General features: G+C 42.5%; 17 protein-coding genes. 2 read left to right on the top strand and 15 right to left on the bottom strand.

The window, feature by feature from the left end; all coding sequences use genetic code 11:
• Positions 1-10 precede the first annotated feature (10 nt).
• From HFE01_RS16495 to HFE01_RS16515, 5 genes are all read right to left on the bottom strand, one after another.
• Positions 11-1,003, bottom strand: a complete 993-nt coding sequence (locus HFE01_RS16495) for an SPFH domain-containing protein (protein ID WP_016820147.1) — start codon at positions 1,001-1,003, stop codon at positions 11-13.
• A 21-nt stretch (positions 1,004-1,024) separates the two neighbouring features.
• Positions 1,025-1,819, bottom strand: coding sequence for a TPM domain-containing protein (locus tag HFE01_RS16500; RefSeq protein ID WP_167438536.1), 795 nt, complete (start codon positions 1,817-1,819; stop codon positions 1,025-1,027).
• Positions 1,816-2,850, bottom strand: coding sequence for a TFIIB-type zinc ribbon-containing protein (locus tag HFE01_RS16505; RefSeq protein WP_107734419.1), 1,035 nt, complete (start codon positions 2,848-2,850; stop codon positions 1,816-1,818). The genes HFE01_RS16500 and HFE01_RS16505 overlap by 4 nt, the downstream gene beginning before the upstream one ends.
• Before the next feature lie 26 nt (positions 2,851-2,876).
• Positions 2,877-3,536, bottom strand: coding sequence for a PspA/IM30 family protein (locus HFE01_RS16510; RefSeq protein ID WP_107734418.1), 660 nt, complete (start codon positions 3,534-3,536; stop codon positions 2,877-2,879).
• A gap of 178 nt (positions 3,537-3,714) precedes the next feature.
• Complete coding sequence (locus HFE01_RS16515) at positions 3,715-4,557, bottom strand: aldo/keto reductase (protein ID WP_107734417.1); 843 nt, start codon at positions 4,555-4,557, stop codon at positions 3,715-3,717.
• A 334-nt stretch (positions 4,558-4,891) separates the two neighbouring features.
• Between HFE01_RS16515 and HFE01_RS16520 the strand changes: the two genes are divergently transcribed.
• Positions 4,892-6,463: a P-loop NTPase family protein gene (locus HFE01_RS16520; protein ID WP_107734416.1), complete on the top strand. Its 1,572-nt coding sequence runs from the start codon at positions 4,892-4,894 to the stop codon at positions 6,461-6,463.
• 1,632 nt (positions 6,464-8,095) lie between these two features.
• Here the strand turns inward: HFE01_RS16520 and HFE01_RS16525 are convergent.
• Entirely contained in the window at positions 8,096-10,480 is a 2,385-nt protein-coding gene (locus HFE01_RS16525) for a phosphoketolase family protein (protein ID WP_107734415.1), read from the bottom strand.
• Between the two features lie 292 nt (positions 10,481-10,772).
• The gene (locus HFE01_RS16530) at positions 10,773-11,495 is read right to left on the bottom strand and encodes a GntR family transcriptional regulator (protein ID WP_016820141.1); all 723 of its coding nucleotides are present in this window, start codon (positions 11,493-11,495) and stop codon (positions 10,773-10,775) included.
• 317 nt (positions 11,496-11,812) lie between these two features.
• Between HFE01_RS16530 and HFE01_RS16535 the strand changes: the two genes are divergently transcribed.
• Positions 11,813-12,961: a glycosyltransferase gene (locus HFE01_RS16535; protein ID WP_019685805.1), complete on the top strand. Its 1,149-nt coding sequence runs from the start codon at positions 11,813-11,815 to the stop codon at positions 12,959-12,961.
• A gap of 212 nt (positions 12,962-13,173) precedes the next feature.
• On the opposite strand, the gene HFE01_RS16540 is transcribed toward HFE01_RS16535, so the two are convergent.
• The 8 genes from HFE01_RS16540 to HFE01_RS16575 form a co-directional block, all read right to left on the bottom strand.
• A complete protein-coding gene (locus tag HFE01_RS16540) occupies positions 13,174-14,124 on the bottom strand; it encodes a ring-cleaving dioxygenase (RefSeq protein WP_167438535.1) in 951 nt (316 codons plus the stop codon).
• Positions 14,125-14,197: 73 nt separating this feature from the next.
• Positions 14,198-14,596: a DoxX family protein gene (locus HFE01_RS16545; protein WP_016820138.1), complete on the bottom strand. Its 399-nt coding sequence runs from the start codon at positions 14,594-14,596 to the stop codon at positions 14,198-14,200.
• A 69-nt stretch (positions 14,597-14,665) separates the two neighbouring features.
• Complete coding sequence (locus HFE01_RS16550) at positions 14,666-14,893, bottom strand: DUF896 domain-containing protein (RefSeq protein WP_016820137.1); 228 nt, start codon at positions 14,891-14,893, stop codon at positions 14,666-14,668.
• Between the two features lie 350 nt (positions 14,894-15,243).
• A complete protein-coding gene (locus HFE01_RS16555) occupies positions 15,244-15,660 on the bottom strand; it encodes a DUF4280 domain-containing protein (RefSeq protein ID WP_016820136.1) in 417 nt (138 codons plus the stop codon).
• On the bottom strand, positions 15,661-16,182 hold the full coding sequence (locus tag HFE01_RS16560; protein WP_167438550.1) for a hypothetical protein: 522 nt from the start codon (positions 16,180-16,182) through the stop codon (positions 15,661-15,663). It lies immediately after the preceding gene.
• Between the two features lie 14 nt (positions 16,183-16,196).
• Positions 16,197-17,447 (bottom strand): pentapeptide repeat-containing protein, encoded by a 1,251-nt coding sequence (locus HFE01_RS16565; RefSeq protein WP_167438534.1) that lies wholly within the window; start codon positions 17,445-17,447, stop codon positions 16,197-16,199.
• 76 nt (positions 17,448-17,523) lie between these two features.
• Entirely contained in the window at positions 17,524-18,939 is a 1,416-nt protein-coding gene (locus HFE01_RS16570) for a contractile injection system protein, VgrG/Pvc8 family (protein WP_167438533.1), read from the bottom strand.
• On the bottom strand, positions 18,936-19,610 hold the full coding sequence (locus tag HFE01_RS16575) for a hypothetical protein (protein WP_167438532.1): 675 nt from the start codon (positions 19,608-19,610) through the stop codon (positions 18,936-18,938). The genes HFE01_RS16570 and HFE01_RS16575 overlap by 4 nt, the downstream gene beginning before the upstream one ends.
• Positions 19,611-19,869 lie beyond the last annotated feature (259 nt).

The following is a 19,869-nucleotide window of genomic DNA, read 5'->3' on the forward strand; positions in this document are numbered from 1 at the left end:
GTTTACAAAGCTATCCGTTCAATTTATGTCCACAATTCGGACAAAAGTTAGCTCCCTCGTTTTTTGTACCACAATTCGGACAAAAATTTGGCCTTTTACCGTCGCCAGAAGGAGTGGGGGCATCGGGTGCAGGCTGAGTCTCAGCCTGAGGCTGTTGACTTGGGTTCAAATTTTTCATCATTTCATTGGCTATATTCATGCCCATCATCATACTCGCCATATCCGACGCAGCACCGCCGCCTTTTACATTCCCCGATGCCATACCGTCAGTCATCGTCACTTGTTGGTACTTTTGCAGATTACCGATCATTTCATGAGAAGCCGTCTTCGTAATCATATCCTGAATTTCTTGAGGATAATTGAAGCTCATCACATGAAAGCCTGTAATCGTCATACCGTTGTCCATCACTTGCATATCCAGGTCTTCTTGAATGCCCTTCGAAATATCAGAAGCATTTGCCTGTAGATTAAACATGTCCTTGCCTTCTCTGCTGATCCACTTCATCAATAACTGATCCAACACCGAAGTAATGCGTATTTTAACGTCCTCTACAAGATAACTGTCCTTTACCCCGGCAATCTTATCAATAAGCGTAACATAATCATTTACTTTAAAATTAAACGTACCGTTGGCCCGAATCGGCATCCCGCCTGGCAATTGGGGGGTCGGAATCAAAACCGGATTTTGTGTTCCCCATTTGACCGTAAACTCCTTCGTATTAACGAACAAGACCTCCACCCGCATGCCGCTGTTAAAACCGAACTTGAACCCTTTTAATGTCGATAGAAATGGAATAATATCCGAGTCCATGTTATATGACCCTTCATTCTCAAAGATACCCTCGATCTTGCCGTTATTGACAAAAATCGCGTCCTGACCGGAGCGGATGATTAATTTACTGCCTTTTTTAATTTCACGATTGCTCCATTTCCAAAAAATCATATCATCCCTAAATTCTTCCCATTCTACTACATTTGCAAATTGATTTCTGAAGAATCCCATGTGCTGTATCCATCCCTTCCGTTAAAATGATCCTCTGCTGCCACTATGCGAATGACCGCCGCTGGTGGTTCCGCCCCCTCCGCCTGATGAGCTGCTGCTACTGCTCTTTTCAATCTTCCGCTTCGTTGTCGTGGTGTGAGTGTACAGATCTTGATGTGCAAGAACCCCTGAGGTGCTTGCATCCTCGTAGGTCTGCCGATTTACCGTAACCCGACCGCCGGAACTCGAAACCATCTTACCTACAATAATAGACGCCAATCCCAGCGCAATCGCCAGTTGAAGCCAGCCTTTGAAAAATATACTGTCTGGATTCACTCCTGGGCGAATGGCCAAATATTTGTGCGCACAGAGAATATACTTTTGAAAGGCAAGTCCATAGTTGCCGTTTGTCAGATCCGGGGTAATTTCATGGCGGATTTTAGTAAGCCTGTCGTCATCCAGATACCGTTCTGCCTTATAAAATCCGGCCAAGTACACCTCTCTATTCCTCATATCCATCGTTAAAATGACTGCATTTCCATGAGCCCTGTCATAACCCGGACCATGATCATCATAAAAATCCTGTGTCATTTTCATAACATCCATATTGTCGGGATTGTTGGTCGTATAAATAATAATGTCTGTCTCTCTTTCAGCTCCGTATTGATTAGCCATAGAGTTCAACACATCATACTCTTCCTGATTAAGTAGACTCGCCTCGTCAAAAATCAATGGCTTCATCTCTGTCGTTGCTACTTCGCCCTTCATTTCCATAGGAACCGCTAGAAAAACAGCAAAGAACAAGAAAACAGCCACAATGGCTCTATATTTTTTCAATAGAATCCTCCCCCCATTATTAGCCAAGTTATGAACCTTAATGAAAAGAGAGTTATGCCGAAAATGCCTGCAAACCAAGCTGTCACTTTGAACTTGCTAATCGGAGGCTTACCAACTACTTTGCCCGTCTGACCGTTCATCGCAAACGTATGCTCCAATTGATTGTAGTCATAGTGGATGACCCATACTGGGAGCAGGACATAATCCGCTTGTTTTAATGTAGTATCAATTTGCTTTTCCGTGTAACTCACGGACGTATACTCTGACACCGTAGACTGAATATAAGCATCAATATATTCCTTCACTTTGTCTTTTACGCGCGGGAAAAGCTCCTCTTCGTTATAACTATACTTTTCCGCAATATAGCCTGCTAGATATGGCGTTTTAAAAGGTTTGAGCTGATCATAAGGAAAAGGCTCCAATTTATCCATCAGCTCGTCATTCATTTTCTCCGCAGCATCAATCGGAACCTTCACGTAATTCAAACGGATTTTCCGATATACATCAAAATGCTTCGTTTCTGTATATTCGTAATCTCCGCTCGTATAGGTTCTCACTTGGTTACCTTCACCTTGAACCTCAATTTGATTATGTAATTCATATAACCAGAAGGGGACATACATACCGGTTATTCCCTTGATTCGATCGGCTATCATAAATCGGTTCGGTGTCAGTCGGCCATTCTTGCACCATTTTTTGAACGCAGCTATGGCTTCTTCCTTGCTGATCGAAAAAGGAATAACCTGCGCCGGAGCCAGCTTCCCGGTCAGTCGATCACCCAGTACCACGGCAGAACCACAAAAGCTGCACACCGTTGCACTCGTCTCCACTTCGGTCATAATTACTGCTCCACAGTTATTACAATGATACTCATGGGCCTCATCTTCTGAAAAAACACGATTGGTCAGAGGATCAGGAATCGTATCGATGTTGTCCTCTCTTCCGCAGCTATGGCAAGATAACATTCCTGTCTCACTGTCAAAGACCATGCCGCTGCCGCAGTTGGGGCATTTGTATTCGATAACCGGCATCTGCTCACCTCTTCATGTAGAAACTATTATGATTCTTTGGAATTGATTTTCTGCTTGATTGCAGCCAGCTCATCTTCCGCATTGGTACTCTTCTCATATTGCGTGAATAACGCATCCAGGTCGTCCTTCGTCTCTCCCCGGAGCTCAGCTATCGCCATCGCTTCATCATATGCCTTGTTTGCCTTCTCTTCCAAGGCCTCAAAGCCAGAATCATGGTCGCCCATAGCATTCAAGGTTTGCTGTGCTTTGGCGATCGCCAGCTTCCCTTTAAGTTCGGCACGCCGCACTTCCAGACGCCCTATATCGGACACCAATTTCTCCTGCATTTGTTTCATATGTACGGCGTTTGCCGAAGCTAATTCATAAGAGGTCTGTAACGATTCCAGTTTCTCTGCCTGCAAGATTTTACGTTCCAGAAACTTTCGAGCCTCATCTTCATTGCCAGCTTCCACAGACTTACTTGCATAATGCTGGAGCTTTTTGATCTCAGCTCTACATTCATCCAGTGCTCTTTTCGCTCTTTTCTCATCAGCTAGTACCGAGGCCGTTTCCGCTTTCACCTTGCCCAGATCACTGTTCAAGTTCCGCATATAATCATCAATGGTCTTCTCCGGATCGCTCGCCTTATCCAATAAGGGGCTGATATTCACCTTCATAATATCCCTAAACCTTGACAAAATCCCCATGATGCCCTCCTTCAAAAAGACTGCATTCCCCCATATCATACATCATATCCGGTTAAAAATGTTCATCATTCATCATAGCTATATTCAGGCCTATCGCATCCTTTCCGCTATTACTAAAAAGCAAAGGGTTCAAAAACCCTCTACAGATTTTTGAACCCTTCGAATTCATTGTTGTAGATTACAGTTCTTCATAGGAATTGGGGTCCTGGTCCCATAGCCGTCCATCTTCCCTGCTAAGCGCTGAAATCATGTTCATTTCCTCTGGTGACAACTCAAAATCAAAAATGTCCAGATTTTCCGTCTGATGTTTTACAGAAGAAGCCTTAGGAATTGGGATCGCTCCCAGTTGAATATGCCAACGTAAAATCGCTTGTGTCGCGGTTTTGCCATGAGCAGCGGCAATTTTCCCAATCTCCTCGTTCTCCATCATGCTGTGACCGCGACCCAAAGGGCTCCACGATTCCGTCACAATGCCCTGTTCAGCATCTTTGGTACGCTGATGCTCCTGATTAAATAATGGATGCAGTTCAACCTGATTGATGCTCGGCGCGATACCTGTTTCCCGAATCAATCGTTCAGTATGCTCAGGCAGGAAATTGCAGACTCCAATCGAACGAATATAGCCCCGCTTCTTCGCCTCAATCAATGCCTGCCAGGCTTCAACATACCGATCGATTTTGGGATTTGGCCAATGGATCAAGTACAGATCATAATAGTCCAAACCGCCTCTATATAGTGACTCTTCGATCGTGACAATAGCTTCCTGATATGCATGTCGACGACCTGGAAGTTTGGAGCAGATCAACAATTCTTCTCTCGGTACTGAACTCTGCTGGACAGCTTTCCCGACAGCGCCCTCATTTTCATAGTTAAAAGCTGTGTCAATCAGACGGTAACCCGCATCAATCGCGCTGGTTATCACTTTTACTCCATCTGCACCCTTCAACCCAGCAGTTCCAAATCCAATGACAGGCACCTCAGTGCCATCATTCAATACCTTCTCCGGAATTGGTTGTTTCATATTAACAGCCTCCTCCTATTCTCTTATACCATAATACCTCTTCAATATTCAGACAAAATGCAGCGAACCATTCAGTTCCCCATATACTTATTACCCACTACTAACCTAATGGCGCTAACCTATGCATCGTCTTACAGCTAATCAACCACCGTAAAACTACACTCAATTTTAGCAATATGTCAATAATCGAACTGAGAAATCAATAAAGAACTAACGATGGTTCTATTGAACTATACAATGGGTCAATTGTCATGATATAGTTAAGATGGAATATTATCCGATTGGTTCAAACAAATAAAAAAATAATTCACTAACAATTTTGGGGGCATGTTGTATGGATAAGCTGCAAGAAGTCAAAATAGTTTTTATAGGAGAGTCAGGTTGTGGGAAAAGTACACTCATCCGACATCTGGCAGAATCTCCACAGAAACTAAAATATGCTTCATCTAGTGATGGTCATGCAGGCACTACAAAAGTGACTATAGAATATTTATTTGGAGATTATGAATTTATAAGAGTTAACTCTGTCTTTTGCAATATTAAATACTCTAAAGATTCTGACCTCGACTTTTTTGGAGATACTGGATTTGAAACATTTCTGAGCAATATTGAAGATGTTCAAAAATTAGAGAAATCTAATGATAATTATGTACAAACCATCAACAACTATGCCAAACAGTATCTAAATGGTAAATCTCTTCAGGAAGTCTTCAAAATTATAAACACCCCAAATACATTTTTCAATCAAATAACAATGGAGGTTCCTGCTAATAAAGATTTATATTCTCAAATGAGAATAAACGAAATTGATGTATTAAGAATTGTCGATACTAGGGGTCTTGGGGACCAAGATGACATAGAGAGAGTAATCCCATTTGCTGGTGCAGATGCTATCATAATAGTAGGAAAAAATGAAACACCATCACCAGTAATATTACAAGGCTTAATTAAAGTGTGTCAGGATTATAAACATTTACCCGTTTTATTCATAGGCAAACATGCGATTAATGAAGATGAAGTTAACATAACTTCCGTTGATACAGCGGACGATTATTTATCAAGATTGATCAAATTTAATAAAAATCCAGATTGTTCGATTAGACGTCTGTATGCAGATGTTTGTGAAGAACATTTAGAATTAATTAAACCTGTTCAGGATGTTATGAAAGAATGTCGTATTAATAATGTCCCTTATATCAACTCTTTAGCATTTTCAACTGCTAAGGAATCTAACTACTACAAGTTTTACGTCCCCGCATGTATTCAGATTTTTAGCAATTGTATTAAGACAATTAGCTCTTACCAAATCGCCCAGAAAGATGTATCTAATCAATTGCGTAATAGTAAAGCTAATCTTTTCAATAGTATGTTTACAAAAGAAATTTTAGAAAGTGTCATTCATTTCCTATCAATTGAACCAAAAAAATATAATCGTTACGTTGACTTTCTCTCTGTTGCAAAAGGATACTCCGAAAGACATGGCTCCCCGCTTGATTACTCATATGATTGCGTAGCTGCAACTATGCATGCAATGCTGAAAACTGCAATTGATCGCGCTATAATAAGCGTTGACAACACAATTAGCAATGATATTCTTCTCTTTTTCTTCAACCGAGTGCTGCAACACAATTCATATAACTGGTACTGGGGCTACGACAATGGTTACTACTACACCATTATTAATTTCAGTTATAAAGCTGCTCGTGAATGTAAAAAGAAGCTTCGAGAACAAAATCTCAAACTAGATCAAGTAGTATGTAAAAGATTCGGAAAGCAATATGATCGATATGATTCAATAAAAATTTTACTCTTTGAAGAAAGCCTGAATATGTTAATAAACAAGATAGATAGTGACATTGATGTAAATAATTACTTTTCCAATATCCTTGACGCTGATCCGGCATAAACTTTGTCATAATCAATGTGAGAGGTGCAATATCTAAGTATGTTTTACAAGCACTAAGCGTAGATCAGCTACACTATACTCTCCTAGACAGAAAAATTGTGTTCTAGTATAGTAGATCGCAGACCAATTCTTGAAGGATCAAAAAAAGATCAAAAAAAGACTTAAAAAGAAAGACATACCTTTAGTTCTGAATTTAAAGCACAGATGGTTCATCTCTTATCAAAGCAACAAATCACGAAAGGATATCATTCAATAATATGATTGAATCCTTCATTACTAGATAAATGGGAGAAATAGAATTCCACATCTGATCCTTTAAAAAGAAAGACAACCGGAATCAAAAGTGCTAGTACTCATCAAGCTTCGGAAACAGAACAAGAAAATTCTCATTAGGCCTACCCATTTGATAGGCCTCTTTTACATTCACCTGAACAGATAAATCACATGCGAATTAGTAAGTTCGATCTCAACGTAGCCTATACTCAGAGAAGTAAGGAACAGAACGTATAATACCATTACAGTCTAGGGAACTTTGTAGGCAAAGAAACGGATGGTGAAGCATGGTACTCTAGTTGAGACTTGAGAATGTCAGTGAGAGAGAGACATTTCACCGGAATATGTGAAGTGTAGTCACCAGAGTGATTGACTCAAGTGGCCTAACCCCCATGTAGGTTACCTTATACCTATGTAGACCACGTAACTTTCAGTTTGCCCACTGACTCTTAGGGGTTGCAATACGTCCTTCAAACCCACGGCTGTCGGGTCGCAGATTTGCCACTTTCGGCGTTTAAGTGCCTGAGATCCGGATGTCGGAGACTAGAAACGGGCTTTGCAGCATAGGGGACATGAAAGGGACAATGGCAGCGGGCAAGAAAGTTTCGTCCACCTTTTCCGGTAACGTTGCTAATCCTAGGAGGGGATGACTTTTAGAACAATTGAATACGTCGTTATAGATACTTACAACCACCTGTCTATGTCTATGTATATACATTTATGTTTACTTTTTTCACCAAAGTTTGTCGTAGTCCGAATTGATCTATATAGTCAAGTTTATCTTAACGTTACCGAAAGTTATACCAACATGCTCAGAATCTTTCGCTTATTCCTGTGTGTTCCGGGTTTGCGTAATTTTTACTTGGTTCGTGAATCTGTGAGCTGGCTATTATGCTTCCTCTTGGGGGAGATGTATGGTTTTCTCTGTTTTAGGGGTATATGACCCCGGGACTGACTTGGCTTATGTACTTCCCTTTGAACTCTGCCTCCTGACTAATGGCGTTCATGGATACTGGTGGGAATCAGCGCTATGTAGTCATCTCTCTTTAGGGTATAACATCTGATTCTCCGAAAGGATGCTTACCAACAAAATGCAGTCAAAAAGATTTAGTATAATCTCTGAAACAAACTGATTGGGACATAACTTGTATTCATTGCTCGTTCAATATAAGGATTGCCATCCGCTGTGACTTCCCTATTAAATTCTCTGTGTGCTACATTAAAAAGTGCCTGATCCCCGTTGAAATCATACTTGAATTCAAGGGGTCAGGCACATCTATACTACTACCAAATCATATATTCCAGTTCATGCTTGACTGCTTGGTTGTCCAACAAAAAGCTGAAATGTACTATACTTTTTTATTTCAAGCCTTCCCATACCCAGTTCTCTACCTCTGGCAAGTCAATACCTTCTTCACGAATGAACTGATGATGTTTCTTAACTATTGCATCCATTTCATCCGCAATATTTGCGTACTTTCCAGCGTTAGGTAAGCTTAGAACAGCTTCCTTCACCAAGTCAAAACGGTCCATTTGATTCAATACACGCATATCAAATGGTGTCGTAATATCGCCATTTTCACGGTAACCATGTACATGCAGATTATGGTTATGGCGATCAAAGAACAGGTCTTTGATCAGACCTTCGTAACCATGGAAAGCGAATACGACTGGCTTGTCCTTTGTGAAAAATTGATCAAACTCAGCGTCAGATAATCCACGAGGATCTAACTTTTGGCTTCTCAGCTTCAGTAAGTCTACTACGTTGATGTAGCGAATCTTCAAGTCAGGCAGTTTTTTATGCAAGATCGAGATCGCAGCTAAGCTTTCAATCGTTGGCTCTGTACCAGCAGAAGCGATGACAATATCAGGCTCTCCGTCTTGATCTGTACTTGCCCAGTCAATAATCTTCAACCCTTTGTCTACCAATTCTTTCGCTTCATCAGCAGAGAACCATTGTGGACGTGGGTGTTTGGACGAAACAACTAAATTGATCTTTTGACGGTCATTTAAAATGGTATCAAAAACAGCTAGCAGAGAGTTGGCGTCAGCTGGCAGATACTCACGAATAAATTCTGGTTTCTTATCAGCCAAATGACCCAACAAGCCTGGATCTTGGTGTGTATACCCATTATGATCCTGTTGGAAGACCGTTGAAGTAGCTACAACATTCAATGATGGGATATCTGCACGCCATCCTTGATCCGTTGCTTTACGCAGCCATTTGAAGTGTTGAGTGATCATCGAGTCAACCACACGCAGGAAGGCTTCGTAACTTGCAAAGAAACCATGACGACCTGTTAACACATAACCTTCCAGCAATCCTTCAGCTTGGTGCTCGGATAATTGGGAATCAATGACACGACCATACGAAGATAAGAATTCATCATTAGGCTCAATAATTTGATCCATCCATTGGCGTTTGGTTACTTCAAAAACAGGTGCCAAGCGATTAGACATCGTTTCATCAGGCCCGAAGATTCTGAAATTACGATTCTCTTCATTTAAAACAACCACATCTTTAACGTATTTGCCCAAAACCGACATATCTTGCGCAATCACTTTACCAGGCGTGGAGTTATCCAGCGCATAGTTACGGAAATCAGGCAATTTCAAATCTTTAATAAGTTTACCTGCATTCGCAACAGGATTCATTCCCATTCGTTTATCGCCAGTAGGTAAAATTTCAGCAATCTCAGCTTTTAACCGACCGTTTTCATCGAACAATTCCTCTGGTCTATAGCTATTCAGCCATTCTAATAAAGCAGGTGCGTGCTGCATATTTTTTTGATCGACCGGAATTGGAACCTGGTGGGCACGGAACGAATTTGTATTCGGCACGCCGTCCCATTCCTTTGGACCTGTCCAGCCTTTAGGGGAACGGAAGATAAGCACTGGCCACGCCGGACGAGTAAGGTCATTATTTTCACGCGCATTCTTTTGAATAGCTTCAATCTTTTCGATGGCAGTATCCAATACTTTCGCCATTTCTGGGTGCATGTGATCAGGATCTTCACCTTCAACAAAGAATGGTTCCCAACCCAAACCTTTAAAGAACGAGGTTAACTCTTCTTTTGATTGGCGAGACATAATCGTTGGGTTACTAATTTTGAAGCCATTTAAATGTAAGATCGGCAGCACTGCGCCATCCGTGATTGGATTGATAAATCGGTTAGAGAACCACGAAGCGGCCAATGGACCCGTTTCAGCTTCACCATCCCCAATAACAACAGCCGAGATCAGATTCGGATTATCTAAAATAGCACCTACACCATGAGAAAGGGAATAGCCCAGCTCCCCGCCTTCATGGATAGATCCAGGGGTTTCAGGCGCAGCATGTGAAGCAATACCGCCAGGGAATGAAAATTGTTTGAACAGTTTCTTCATACCTGGGATATCCTGCGTGATTTGCGGATAAATTTCGGTGTAGCTTCCATCAAGATATGAATTTGAAACCATCACTTGGCCGCCGTGACCAGGACCTTCAATGTAAAGCATGTTCAAATCATATTTATTAATAACACGATTAAGATGAGCATAAATAAAGTTTTGGCCTGGAATCGTGCCCCAGTGTCCAATAGGCTTAACCTTTACATCCGAATCTTTCAAAGGTTCTCTCAACAAAGGATTGTCTTTTAAATAAAGCTGACCTACTGAAATGTAGTTCGTTGCACGCCAGTATGCATCAAGTTTTTCCAAATATGTTTTAGACGAGTAATCTTCTAACACGGGTGATAAAGCCATGGTGTCCACTCCCTAGTAATTTTGTTTGTAATTTATTTCCGGAAATTTCATCTACATGTACATCATAACGCTACACTGAATTAATTCAACCTTTTTCACAAGTGATACGGTCCAATTTTGTGAAATTTTGAACATACTATGAAATATAAATTAAAAAGACAGTAAAAAAGCTCTTACATTAAAATATATAGCAGGATAAACCAATAAAATTTGTGATAAATGAAGAGTTTGCAGACTCTAATCCTTTTTCAAAACTATAAAAAAAAGACCGGAGAATTCTCGAGTCTTTTCATTAGTGTACCGATACAAAGGTATTAAATTTCAAATATTTGTAGTGAAATCGCATATGCGAAAATTCAAATGGGGTACCGTTATCCAAAAAGAAAACACCCTCCATAATGCCTACGGGTTCATTTTCTTTCAATTGCAGCAGCTTTTGATCATTCTCTTCAGACGGTTCTGCAAAAATAGATAAAAAGGATTTGGTGACGGCCAGGTTCCGCGAGTCCTCCAAATAATTAAAAATGGAACCCTCAATAATGGTCTGATTTAAATCCTGGACAATTTTAATGGGGATATAGCCCGTTTCGATCATAAATGGATCATCATCAAACAGACGCAAGCGAACGATTTTATAAACAAAATCATGAGTGTCCAAGAACAAATCGCGCTGTAGTTCTTCTGTCGGTGGAATGACCTCAAAACTCAATACTTTGATTTTTGGCTTTTTGCCATGCATTTGAAAATTATCAGTAACTCCTAGATTAGAGCCCTCGTAGTTAAAGATAGATTCATTTCTTATGTATAAGGGATTAATAAATGTCCCGGAACCTTGTTTTTTGAAAATAATTCCGACACTCTCCATTTTAGTCAGAGCACGTTTAATGGAACTACGACTAACCTGGTAAGTCTCACTAAGACTACGTTCATCTGGCAATCTCATATCTGCAAACTTTCCAGCGAAAATTTTCATTTTAAGATCGTCAATAATTTGCTTATATACAAATTGTGTCATATAGTACTCCTCTTTCAGGTCTTCTATAACTCCATATAGTTTACCATAAACATGCCCATTTCATCTCATGTTTGTTTGTGTCCCTTCTACTTTACATCCTTATGCATAATGCTACCATGACATATACATCACACCACTGAAACATATCTGCAAATCAGCAAAAAATACAGCACTCCCACATTAACATCCGCAAAGGACCAAGCCTGTTTCGAACTTTGTGGGTTGTTTGACTAGACCAGGCTAAAATCCTTGAATACATTGTTATTATTTATCTCGTTCAAAGGTTGTCTAATTAGAATGGTGGGGGGGAGATCACATTGGCTATCCGCTACAGCGTCATCATTCCAACCTATAATCGCGCCCAGCAGCTGTTGCTCACACTCGCTTCATTTGAATCACAAACCTACCCGAAGCAACTATTCGAAGTCATTGTAGCTGATGATGGTTCTACAGACGGAACGAAAGAAATGGTCGAAGGCTTCAAAGCATCCTATCCTCTTATCTATGTGTCACACCCTGAACAACGCGGTCGATCTGCCGTTCGAAATTTGGGACTGCGCCGAGCAAAAGGGCTATACATCATTTTCTGTGACGCTGACTTTTTGGTGCTGCCTCATTTCATTAAAACCGTGAGCCGTTATCACCGCAAGTATCCCAAATCTGTGCTTTCAGGCATTCCGCACTCGTGGGACGATGCATTTACCCACTATCACCCTGATTTTTCTGTGGAAGAAAAAGAACATTGTCGGAGCATACTTACACAATCCGGCTTATGGAATCCTGACTTTGAAACAGCGAATGAAATTACCCCGGTCATAACGCCAGAAGATATCCTTCATCAAACAGGTGCACTGTCTAAAGTCGTTAGCCCCACAAGGGTTCCTCCCAATACGCAGAAACAATTTGCCTCAACGGACGTAGCTCCCTGGATGATGCTAGTAACTCGTTGTGTGGCCATCAGACGCAACCACTTAATTCGTATTGGAGGTTTCAATGAACGGTTTGTGCTGTACGGACTCGAAGACTGGGATCTTGGCTATAGGCTGCATCGCTTAAAAATCCCTTTTTATTGCATCAAAGAGGTGGTCGGGTATCATCAGGAGCATCCAACCCATCTTAGAGGTAACGTTTTAAATACGGAAAATCTAAGAATCATGTATGAAACTTACGGGTTCAATGACTCCTCGTTAAATTTATTTGCTCTGATTCCTCCATCCGAGGATTTTGAGACCTACAAAAATACGCTACGAGTATTGCGCAGGGGACTCCGTTCCAGGTTAACACGTTCATCAGCTATGTTGTTGAGAAGGACACTACGCATTGCTGCCAAGCAGTTTTATTATCACAACAACACCCCAGCATACCAACAATCATTACGAGCGATACAAAGGAAAGCTGAGAACCGGAAAAGCCGAGTCGCTCATGTGTTACGAGAAATGTTAGTAAAGTCTGAAAAGCTGGTGTAATAACAAGAGGGCGGAAGGTCATGAGATATATACCTGGAAGCGGATTCTGTCTAGGTAAATAATGTCGTATGTTAGATTAGTCAATCATAAATATAAGCTAGTTGCGGGGGATTTTATTTTCAAGGAGTAATCTATCAAATGAAAAATCCACAATCGAATGAGATTGTGGATTTACGTGACTTCATCTGGATGCAAAACAGCAGTCATTTCATTTACTTTTGTTTATCTGTTAATGTTCTCACTTCAATAGGATGCAGGTTTGCCTCGATCTGAGCCCGCTGCGGTTCATACCACTCTGGTAGCATTAATTTCTGCCCCAAAGATTCCGCAGGTTCATCGTTAGCAAAACCCGGTGGATCTGTAGCAATTTCAAATAGTATGCCGCCCGCTTCTCTGAAATATATCGCATTAAAATATTGGCGGTCGATGATGGGAGTCGCCTGATACCCATAATGCTGAACTGTGCTTCTCCAGTCTTCATGTTGCTCGAAATCTTTTGCGCGCCATGCAATGTGATGTACTGTGCCTGCTCCACCAAAGCCTAAACCCATCTTGGCCAGCGGAACATCCACGATATTACCGATTTCTCCTGCAGATTGATAACGAGCATATTCGGCATCTTCGTCGATTTTCGTAAATCCGAGTATGCTCTCCAATGCATCCATCGTTTTCTGTGGATTGACGCTAAATAGTACGGCGCCTCCGAACCCTTTAATGGCGTTATCAGCCGAAATGCCATCGTAAGACCAAGTACTGTTCGCTCCTTCTGCACGTTCAACAAGCTCAAGACGTAGACCCTCATTATCCTCGAATTGAAGATATTGTTCATTAAAACGGCTTGTTTTCGTAACTTCAATCCCCAAGCTTTGTAAACGCCGCTGCCAAAAATCAAGTGAACCTGGCGGTACCACATACGAGGTTATGCCCACCTGACCGCCTCCGACTCGCCCTTTGGGGGTTCCTGGTGCCGGGAAAAAAGTAATGATCGTTCCAGGACTTCCTGCCTCGTTACCAAAATACAAGTGATAAACCTCAGGAGCATCGAAGTTGATCGTTTTCTTCACTAACCGAAGTCCAAGAATACCTGCATAGAAATCGACATTTGCCTGCGGATTACCAGCAAAAGCTGTAATATGATGAATACCTGTAGTTTGAAGTGACATATAAAATCCTCCTTTAATCGTAGAAATCCCTATTTTTCATCATTGGTAATTTTTAATGACTTAGGTTCATGTATTAATGAAGTATTGCATCAATGGAATATGGACCTGCGCCTATCAACGCAATACCGACTACGACAGCAATAAGAACCAGCGGATATTCATAGCCATTAGCGGTGGCCCAGATCCCGTTTTGACCATGTACTTTGACAATCGCTCCAAGCATCGTCATCGTAATCAACAATGCTGCCAGTGGAGTAAGCAGTCCTACAGCAAATAGAGCTCCTCCCAGCAATTCCATCAATCCAGCGGCCACGGCCATCAATACTCCGGGCTTGATCCCGATTGATTCCATCCAACCACCGGTACCTTTTGGACCATAACCACCAAACCAGCCAAAAAGCTTCTGAGCCCCGTGCCCCACAAATAGCAATCCTACTACCAAACGTATCAACAACAATCCACTCGCCAACATAAAATCACGCTCCATATTATATTTATTATTTAAAGATTTTTAAATTAGAGATATTGAGCAAAGCTAAATTCATGGTTTAACGATTTTAGCCTGCTCTCTTCTAAGTTTTTCAGGAGTTACATCATCACCATTTGGATCGTAAATCGTAGCGTTCAAGAGAATACTTTGTACAGATCCCCGAAAGATTTGAAGGTATTCCTTGCGAAGATCCATTTGCTCCGTTTTTTCAATTTCAGTTAACCCAACTTCTTTTGCTTTGTTTGCCAACTGATTAATTCTTTCTAAAATCGCAATCATGTGTATACCTCCCTATTCAAAATTTCCTGTTTGTTTTATCTTTAATTTATTTATCTTTATATAAAGATATAATATTTTTTTATTCTTGTCAACACTTTATTAAAAAGGGAAGAAGATAGACCCTTGAGTTGCTTTTCACCCCCATAATATCAAGGCCATCTCCATACTGATATTACTTGTATTTTAAACGTACTATTGCAGTGACCAGACCATCGTAGGTACGATGGATATCCTGATAAGATCGCTTCTTTATCTGGATATCCATCTGATACGAATGCGAAGCAGCCTTCAGTTCAACTGTATACACGTCCCGAATACAATTCGAAACCTAACAGCTTTGAAACAGACCCTTAGTCCAGCTCCTGTCCATCATTTTCAATTTGAATATGACCACAATACAGACATTGATGGGTACAGTTTTGTGTCAAAGCCGGCTGTCCTTCGATCTTCACATCACTTTTCCCATTCAGCCACGGCATGGTCAGGACTGGAACACACGGAGCCTTCTTCACGCCATAGATGTCTACCATCTCACTAGCCTGCACAGCTGGATTTAAGGGACTGGAGCAATTTCCAAAAGACTGAATGTTCACCCCTGGAACGTAATCTCCAATGTTCATTTGTGCTTTGTTTTTTACGTAGACGCCATGGCTAAAAGGTCTCTTCAAACGGGTAGGTTGTGTGCCATAACTACAACTTAAGATCGCTCCTGCCACGACATAGCTTTTTTTTGCACCCGTTCCCGGTCTCACCTGGGCTTCTCCCACTTACCCCATCCTCCTTAGTGCTTCTATCTCAACTCTTTGCACTCGAATACCTGTAAAAGATCGGCGCAGCAGGCTTTCTGCCACAGCCAAATGAATATAGATATGAGGTTCGATCAGTCCCTCAATTCGAAAAATAGGAGGCTCTATCTCCCCCTGTCTCAGTATCAAACGCTTCAACGTACCATTGGGGTACCATTCCGTTTGTGCGGACAAACAATCCACCATCGGCGGACGAAGCACCCAGTATACCTCCTGTCTGGCCTGCTGGAAGTCGGTAAGGATGGCTGCTTTCCACTTCAGTTCCGGCATATATTTCTCTAATAATACTTTCATCCGATCGGACACCAGTGGTAGGGGAAATCCCAAAAAATCCGGGTACACTGTTCGTGGATCGGTATGTACAGCCAAAAAAAGTGGTTCATCCTGCTGTTGCTGTCCCTCAGCCTCCGTCAGGATATCTTCTACTTGTAAAGGAGACAGCGCAGCAGGCTCCACCCGATGCTTTACCCGCTCGTCTACCATCAGTCGAAAATATCTCAGTGCAGCCACCCCCTTTTGCTAGCAGCATCCCTGACCTGTGTAGACCACTCCAAACCAATGGCTCCTCTACGCTGTTCATCGGTAAAAATGACTCCTTGTACGTTTGCACCCGTAAAATCAGTCCCGATCAGGCAAGCCCCTTTAAAGGATGCACCTGTCACATCTGCTCCAACAAAGCAGGCATCCGTGAGGTCTGCCCCGTCCAAGGACGTTTTTTGTAGTAACGCCTCTTGAAATATAGCTCCCCGCAACTGCGCATCATGAAAACGGGCCCCCTGCAAGCTCGCCCCTGTGAAATCTACGCTGGCAAAACCCAATGGCTCCCAATCCAATGAAGCATCTGATCCATATCCGGCGTTACCTATAACGACATCCAATATGGCCCCTTTCATCGAGCATCCGCTAAAATTGGCCCCATGAAGCAAGCTGTATGTCAAATCGATTCCATTTAGCTGACTTTCCTGCCACACCGTTCCTACCAGGATACAACCATGCAGTCTGCTATGCTCCATTCTGATTTGGCGAAAGGCTGTATAACGGAAATCCAACAGGCTGTAATCCCCATCCGATAGTTCAACTTGGGTCAACGCCTGATAGCTGTACGCATGTTCTTCTCTTTCCTCCAACCATGACCGAATCTCATTCGCCTCCATGGCTCTGCGATCTTCTCGATATACCGATACACTATGATCCAAATATTCGCCGACACGAATCTCGAATGTCTCTTCTCGCTCCAGCTCTTGAAACTCCGATAAGTACACCGCCTGTTTCATTGCCGAGCGCACCACATTCACAACGAGCGCATGAATGTGTACTGCTGCCTCCAACATTATCTGCTCCCATTCAAGCTCCGATAGAGAAACTTGCTGCTTCTCTACCTCCCCTCGCAATTGTCGCTGCAAATCAGTCCAGTAAGAATATGCCCAGCTTGTGTTCCATTCAAAACGGATCGGCTGCGGATCAAGCATCCATAAAGCATCGGAAATCTCTACGAGATAACCAGGCCGTTCTTCCAGCCACATGGTACGTAGCATAGAGTACGTGATATAACCGATCCTTCCTTTTCTTCCTTGAAGCTGCTCTTGCCGAATGTGCTGGCAATATCCCCGAAACTCTTCGACACAGGCCTGAATCCGTTGCTCCTGCGTCACCTTGAACTTCAGTGCCCAGTCTCTGCGGATGAGAAACCATGCCTGATTCAAAATGTCCTGCCATTGCGATTCGAACTCATCCATAGGCTTCTCCATTTGTACTCAACCACCACCTAAAGCTCTCATAAATTCATATCTTCAGGCTGATGCCATTCATCCGCTGCCCTACAGCCTAATTCGACTTCACTTCACTGCCCTTCATATCCGCTGATCCACTCAATTGAATATGACTGCCATTGCAATCCATACGCAGCTCGCTGCCTGCCGACAAATTCATCGTTTTCCCAGCCGACAAGCTCAGATTACCACCCGCCGAGATACTTACCTGTTTATTGCTCATAATATGAATGCCTTCCTTATCGTCCAGCTTGATAAAAATAGCACCATCTTTACCCGTCACGACCAGTTCATCCGGTCCCAAACGAATTTCTTTTCCATGAGGTGTTCGCCATATTTTCATCTGCGGATTGGAAAGCTTGTTATGCCCGCTTCCTCTGTCTGCACGTCGGACTGCACTGCCTGCTACCCCATCCTCTTCACGGCTGCCCGGAAAATAGAGTGAAACCGGGTCCCCTTTCTCCGGCATTGCGTACCAGCCTGTATGTCCCCCGCCGCTATATATCGTCGAATAGTTGAACCAATGCGCCTGATCGACCGCCTGCTTCTCGTCGCAATCCAGATGGATACGTACCTGATCCTGACGTACGTCTACGACCACCCCGCCTAATGAAGCACCCGCCAGCTTTTCCTGATAATAGCATTTCTGCCGTAAGCCTTTGTACGAGGCAAGCACATATTGATGCCGCAACAGCCCTTGCCTCATCTCCGTATAAGCCTCAATGACATACAAACTGTGTCCCTGAAAGGTCAACTGAGCGCCCAGATCCAGCACCTCGTCTGTCTCCACCTCATAAAAAATAAAATCATTTTCGTTCACCTTCGCCTGCTCATTTTCCTGAAAGTAGCGAAAAGGCAGCATCTGCTTGCGTACCGTATAACGGGTATGATCTAGCACGGCCTGTGCAGGGCTGTCTTCAATGCCAAAATAAAATTTAGGACTGTCAAAACGCGCCACAGGCATCAGGCTCGTATGATAGCGAGAAGCCATGCGTCTTAAAAAAGCCCAATCCGTCTCCTGATACTGGATGGCAATCCGTCCGATAGGCTCTCCACCTGTCGCTCCATCAATCACATCCAACCCTTCATAATCCTTACCAATCTGCTTCAGCATCTGGGGAATCGTCATTTTGGTATATTGAAAAGAACGGGTGCGTTGCTGAATATCCATCCGATAAGTATGGGATATCGCCTCTACCTCCAGATAGTACACATCCCGCACAACCTTCACTTCGACCGATAGCGCAATCCCGCTGAATAGCGGCTTACTTTCACCCAATTCATTCTGCTGGCTTACCTCAATCACCGTGTTCTTTTCCGTTGTTTCCACATAGCTGTCTTGCATCTCTTCCGGGATGATCCCTGTAAAATAGAGCCGAGTATGCTCGTTGATTTTCTTCGTGAGGGTAAGCTGCTCCAGCTCAACCAGCTCGTAAGGCTGGATTTGGATATTATCGTAGCCCAGACTCATAGCGAATCCGCTCCTTTCTCAAGCGTAGTTTGTAAGGGCAATGAAACTGCATGAAGCGACTGCACTGTATTTTCCGCTACAGGTATCCATACCTCCATGTCCGATTCCGTACAGTTAAACGTTCCCATCATCACCTGTCCTGCATGGGTGAACAGCAGGATTTCGTTGTACAAATTCGTATCCACGCCTGCAGCTATAAAACGGATCATGCCAATGGATAGACCAGACTGATTTACGATCACTTGAGTGCCCAACCAGTTACGGATTGGTTGTACAGCTCGCAAAGTGTCCGCCATTTGCTCCACAAACTCAGAAAGCTCCTCGTCCGCCAAAAATGATTCTGTCCGATTAAAAGTGATATTCACCGTTCCATCCTCCGAGGTATAAATGACCTCTGGACGATACTCCGATGGATACTTAAATTTGGCCTGCTCCAGTGGCATCAAGCTAAAAGATTTTGGGACGCTTACCTGCATTTGTCCGTCAAAAATTATCCTCCATTCCAACGTAATGAACTCATCACCTAACCGCAACGCCATACTTTTTCCAGACACGGATTGATCCTGATCAGATATAGCAGTTTGAGAAAGACTCGTATTTACGTTATTAGATGCAACATCATAATTAAGCCTATTTTTTAGACTTAAAATATGCTCGTCCATATAGCTCATAGGGTTAGTCCCTTCTTCGTAAAAAAGATAAGTATTTAATTCATTAAAAGCAAAAGGGCATATTTAACAATAACCCATCTTATGTATGTATCGGCCAGAATAGAGAGTTTGTTTACAGAAAGAACCATCCCATGTGTTATTTTCAATGTATATTTCTGAAATTAATATGGAGAAGGGGATTGATATCGGAACGGACTAAGGATTGGATTGAATCCATCCTTGCTTAAAGTAGGTGTTATTAATTTGAAGGGCATCTTCC

Origin of the sequence: Paenibacillus sp. EKM10P (assembly GCF_011800655.1) — a bacterium.
In the GTDB taxonomy this organism is placed as follows: Bacteria; Bacillota; Bacilli; order Paenibacillales; family Paenibacillaceae; genus Paenibacillus; species Paenibacillus polymyxa.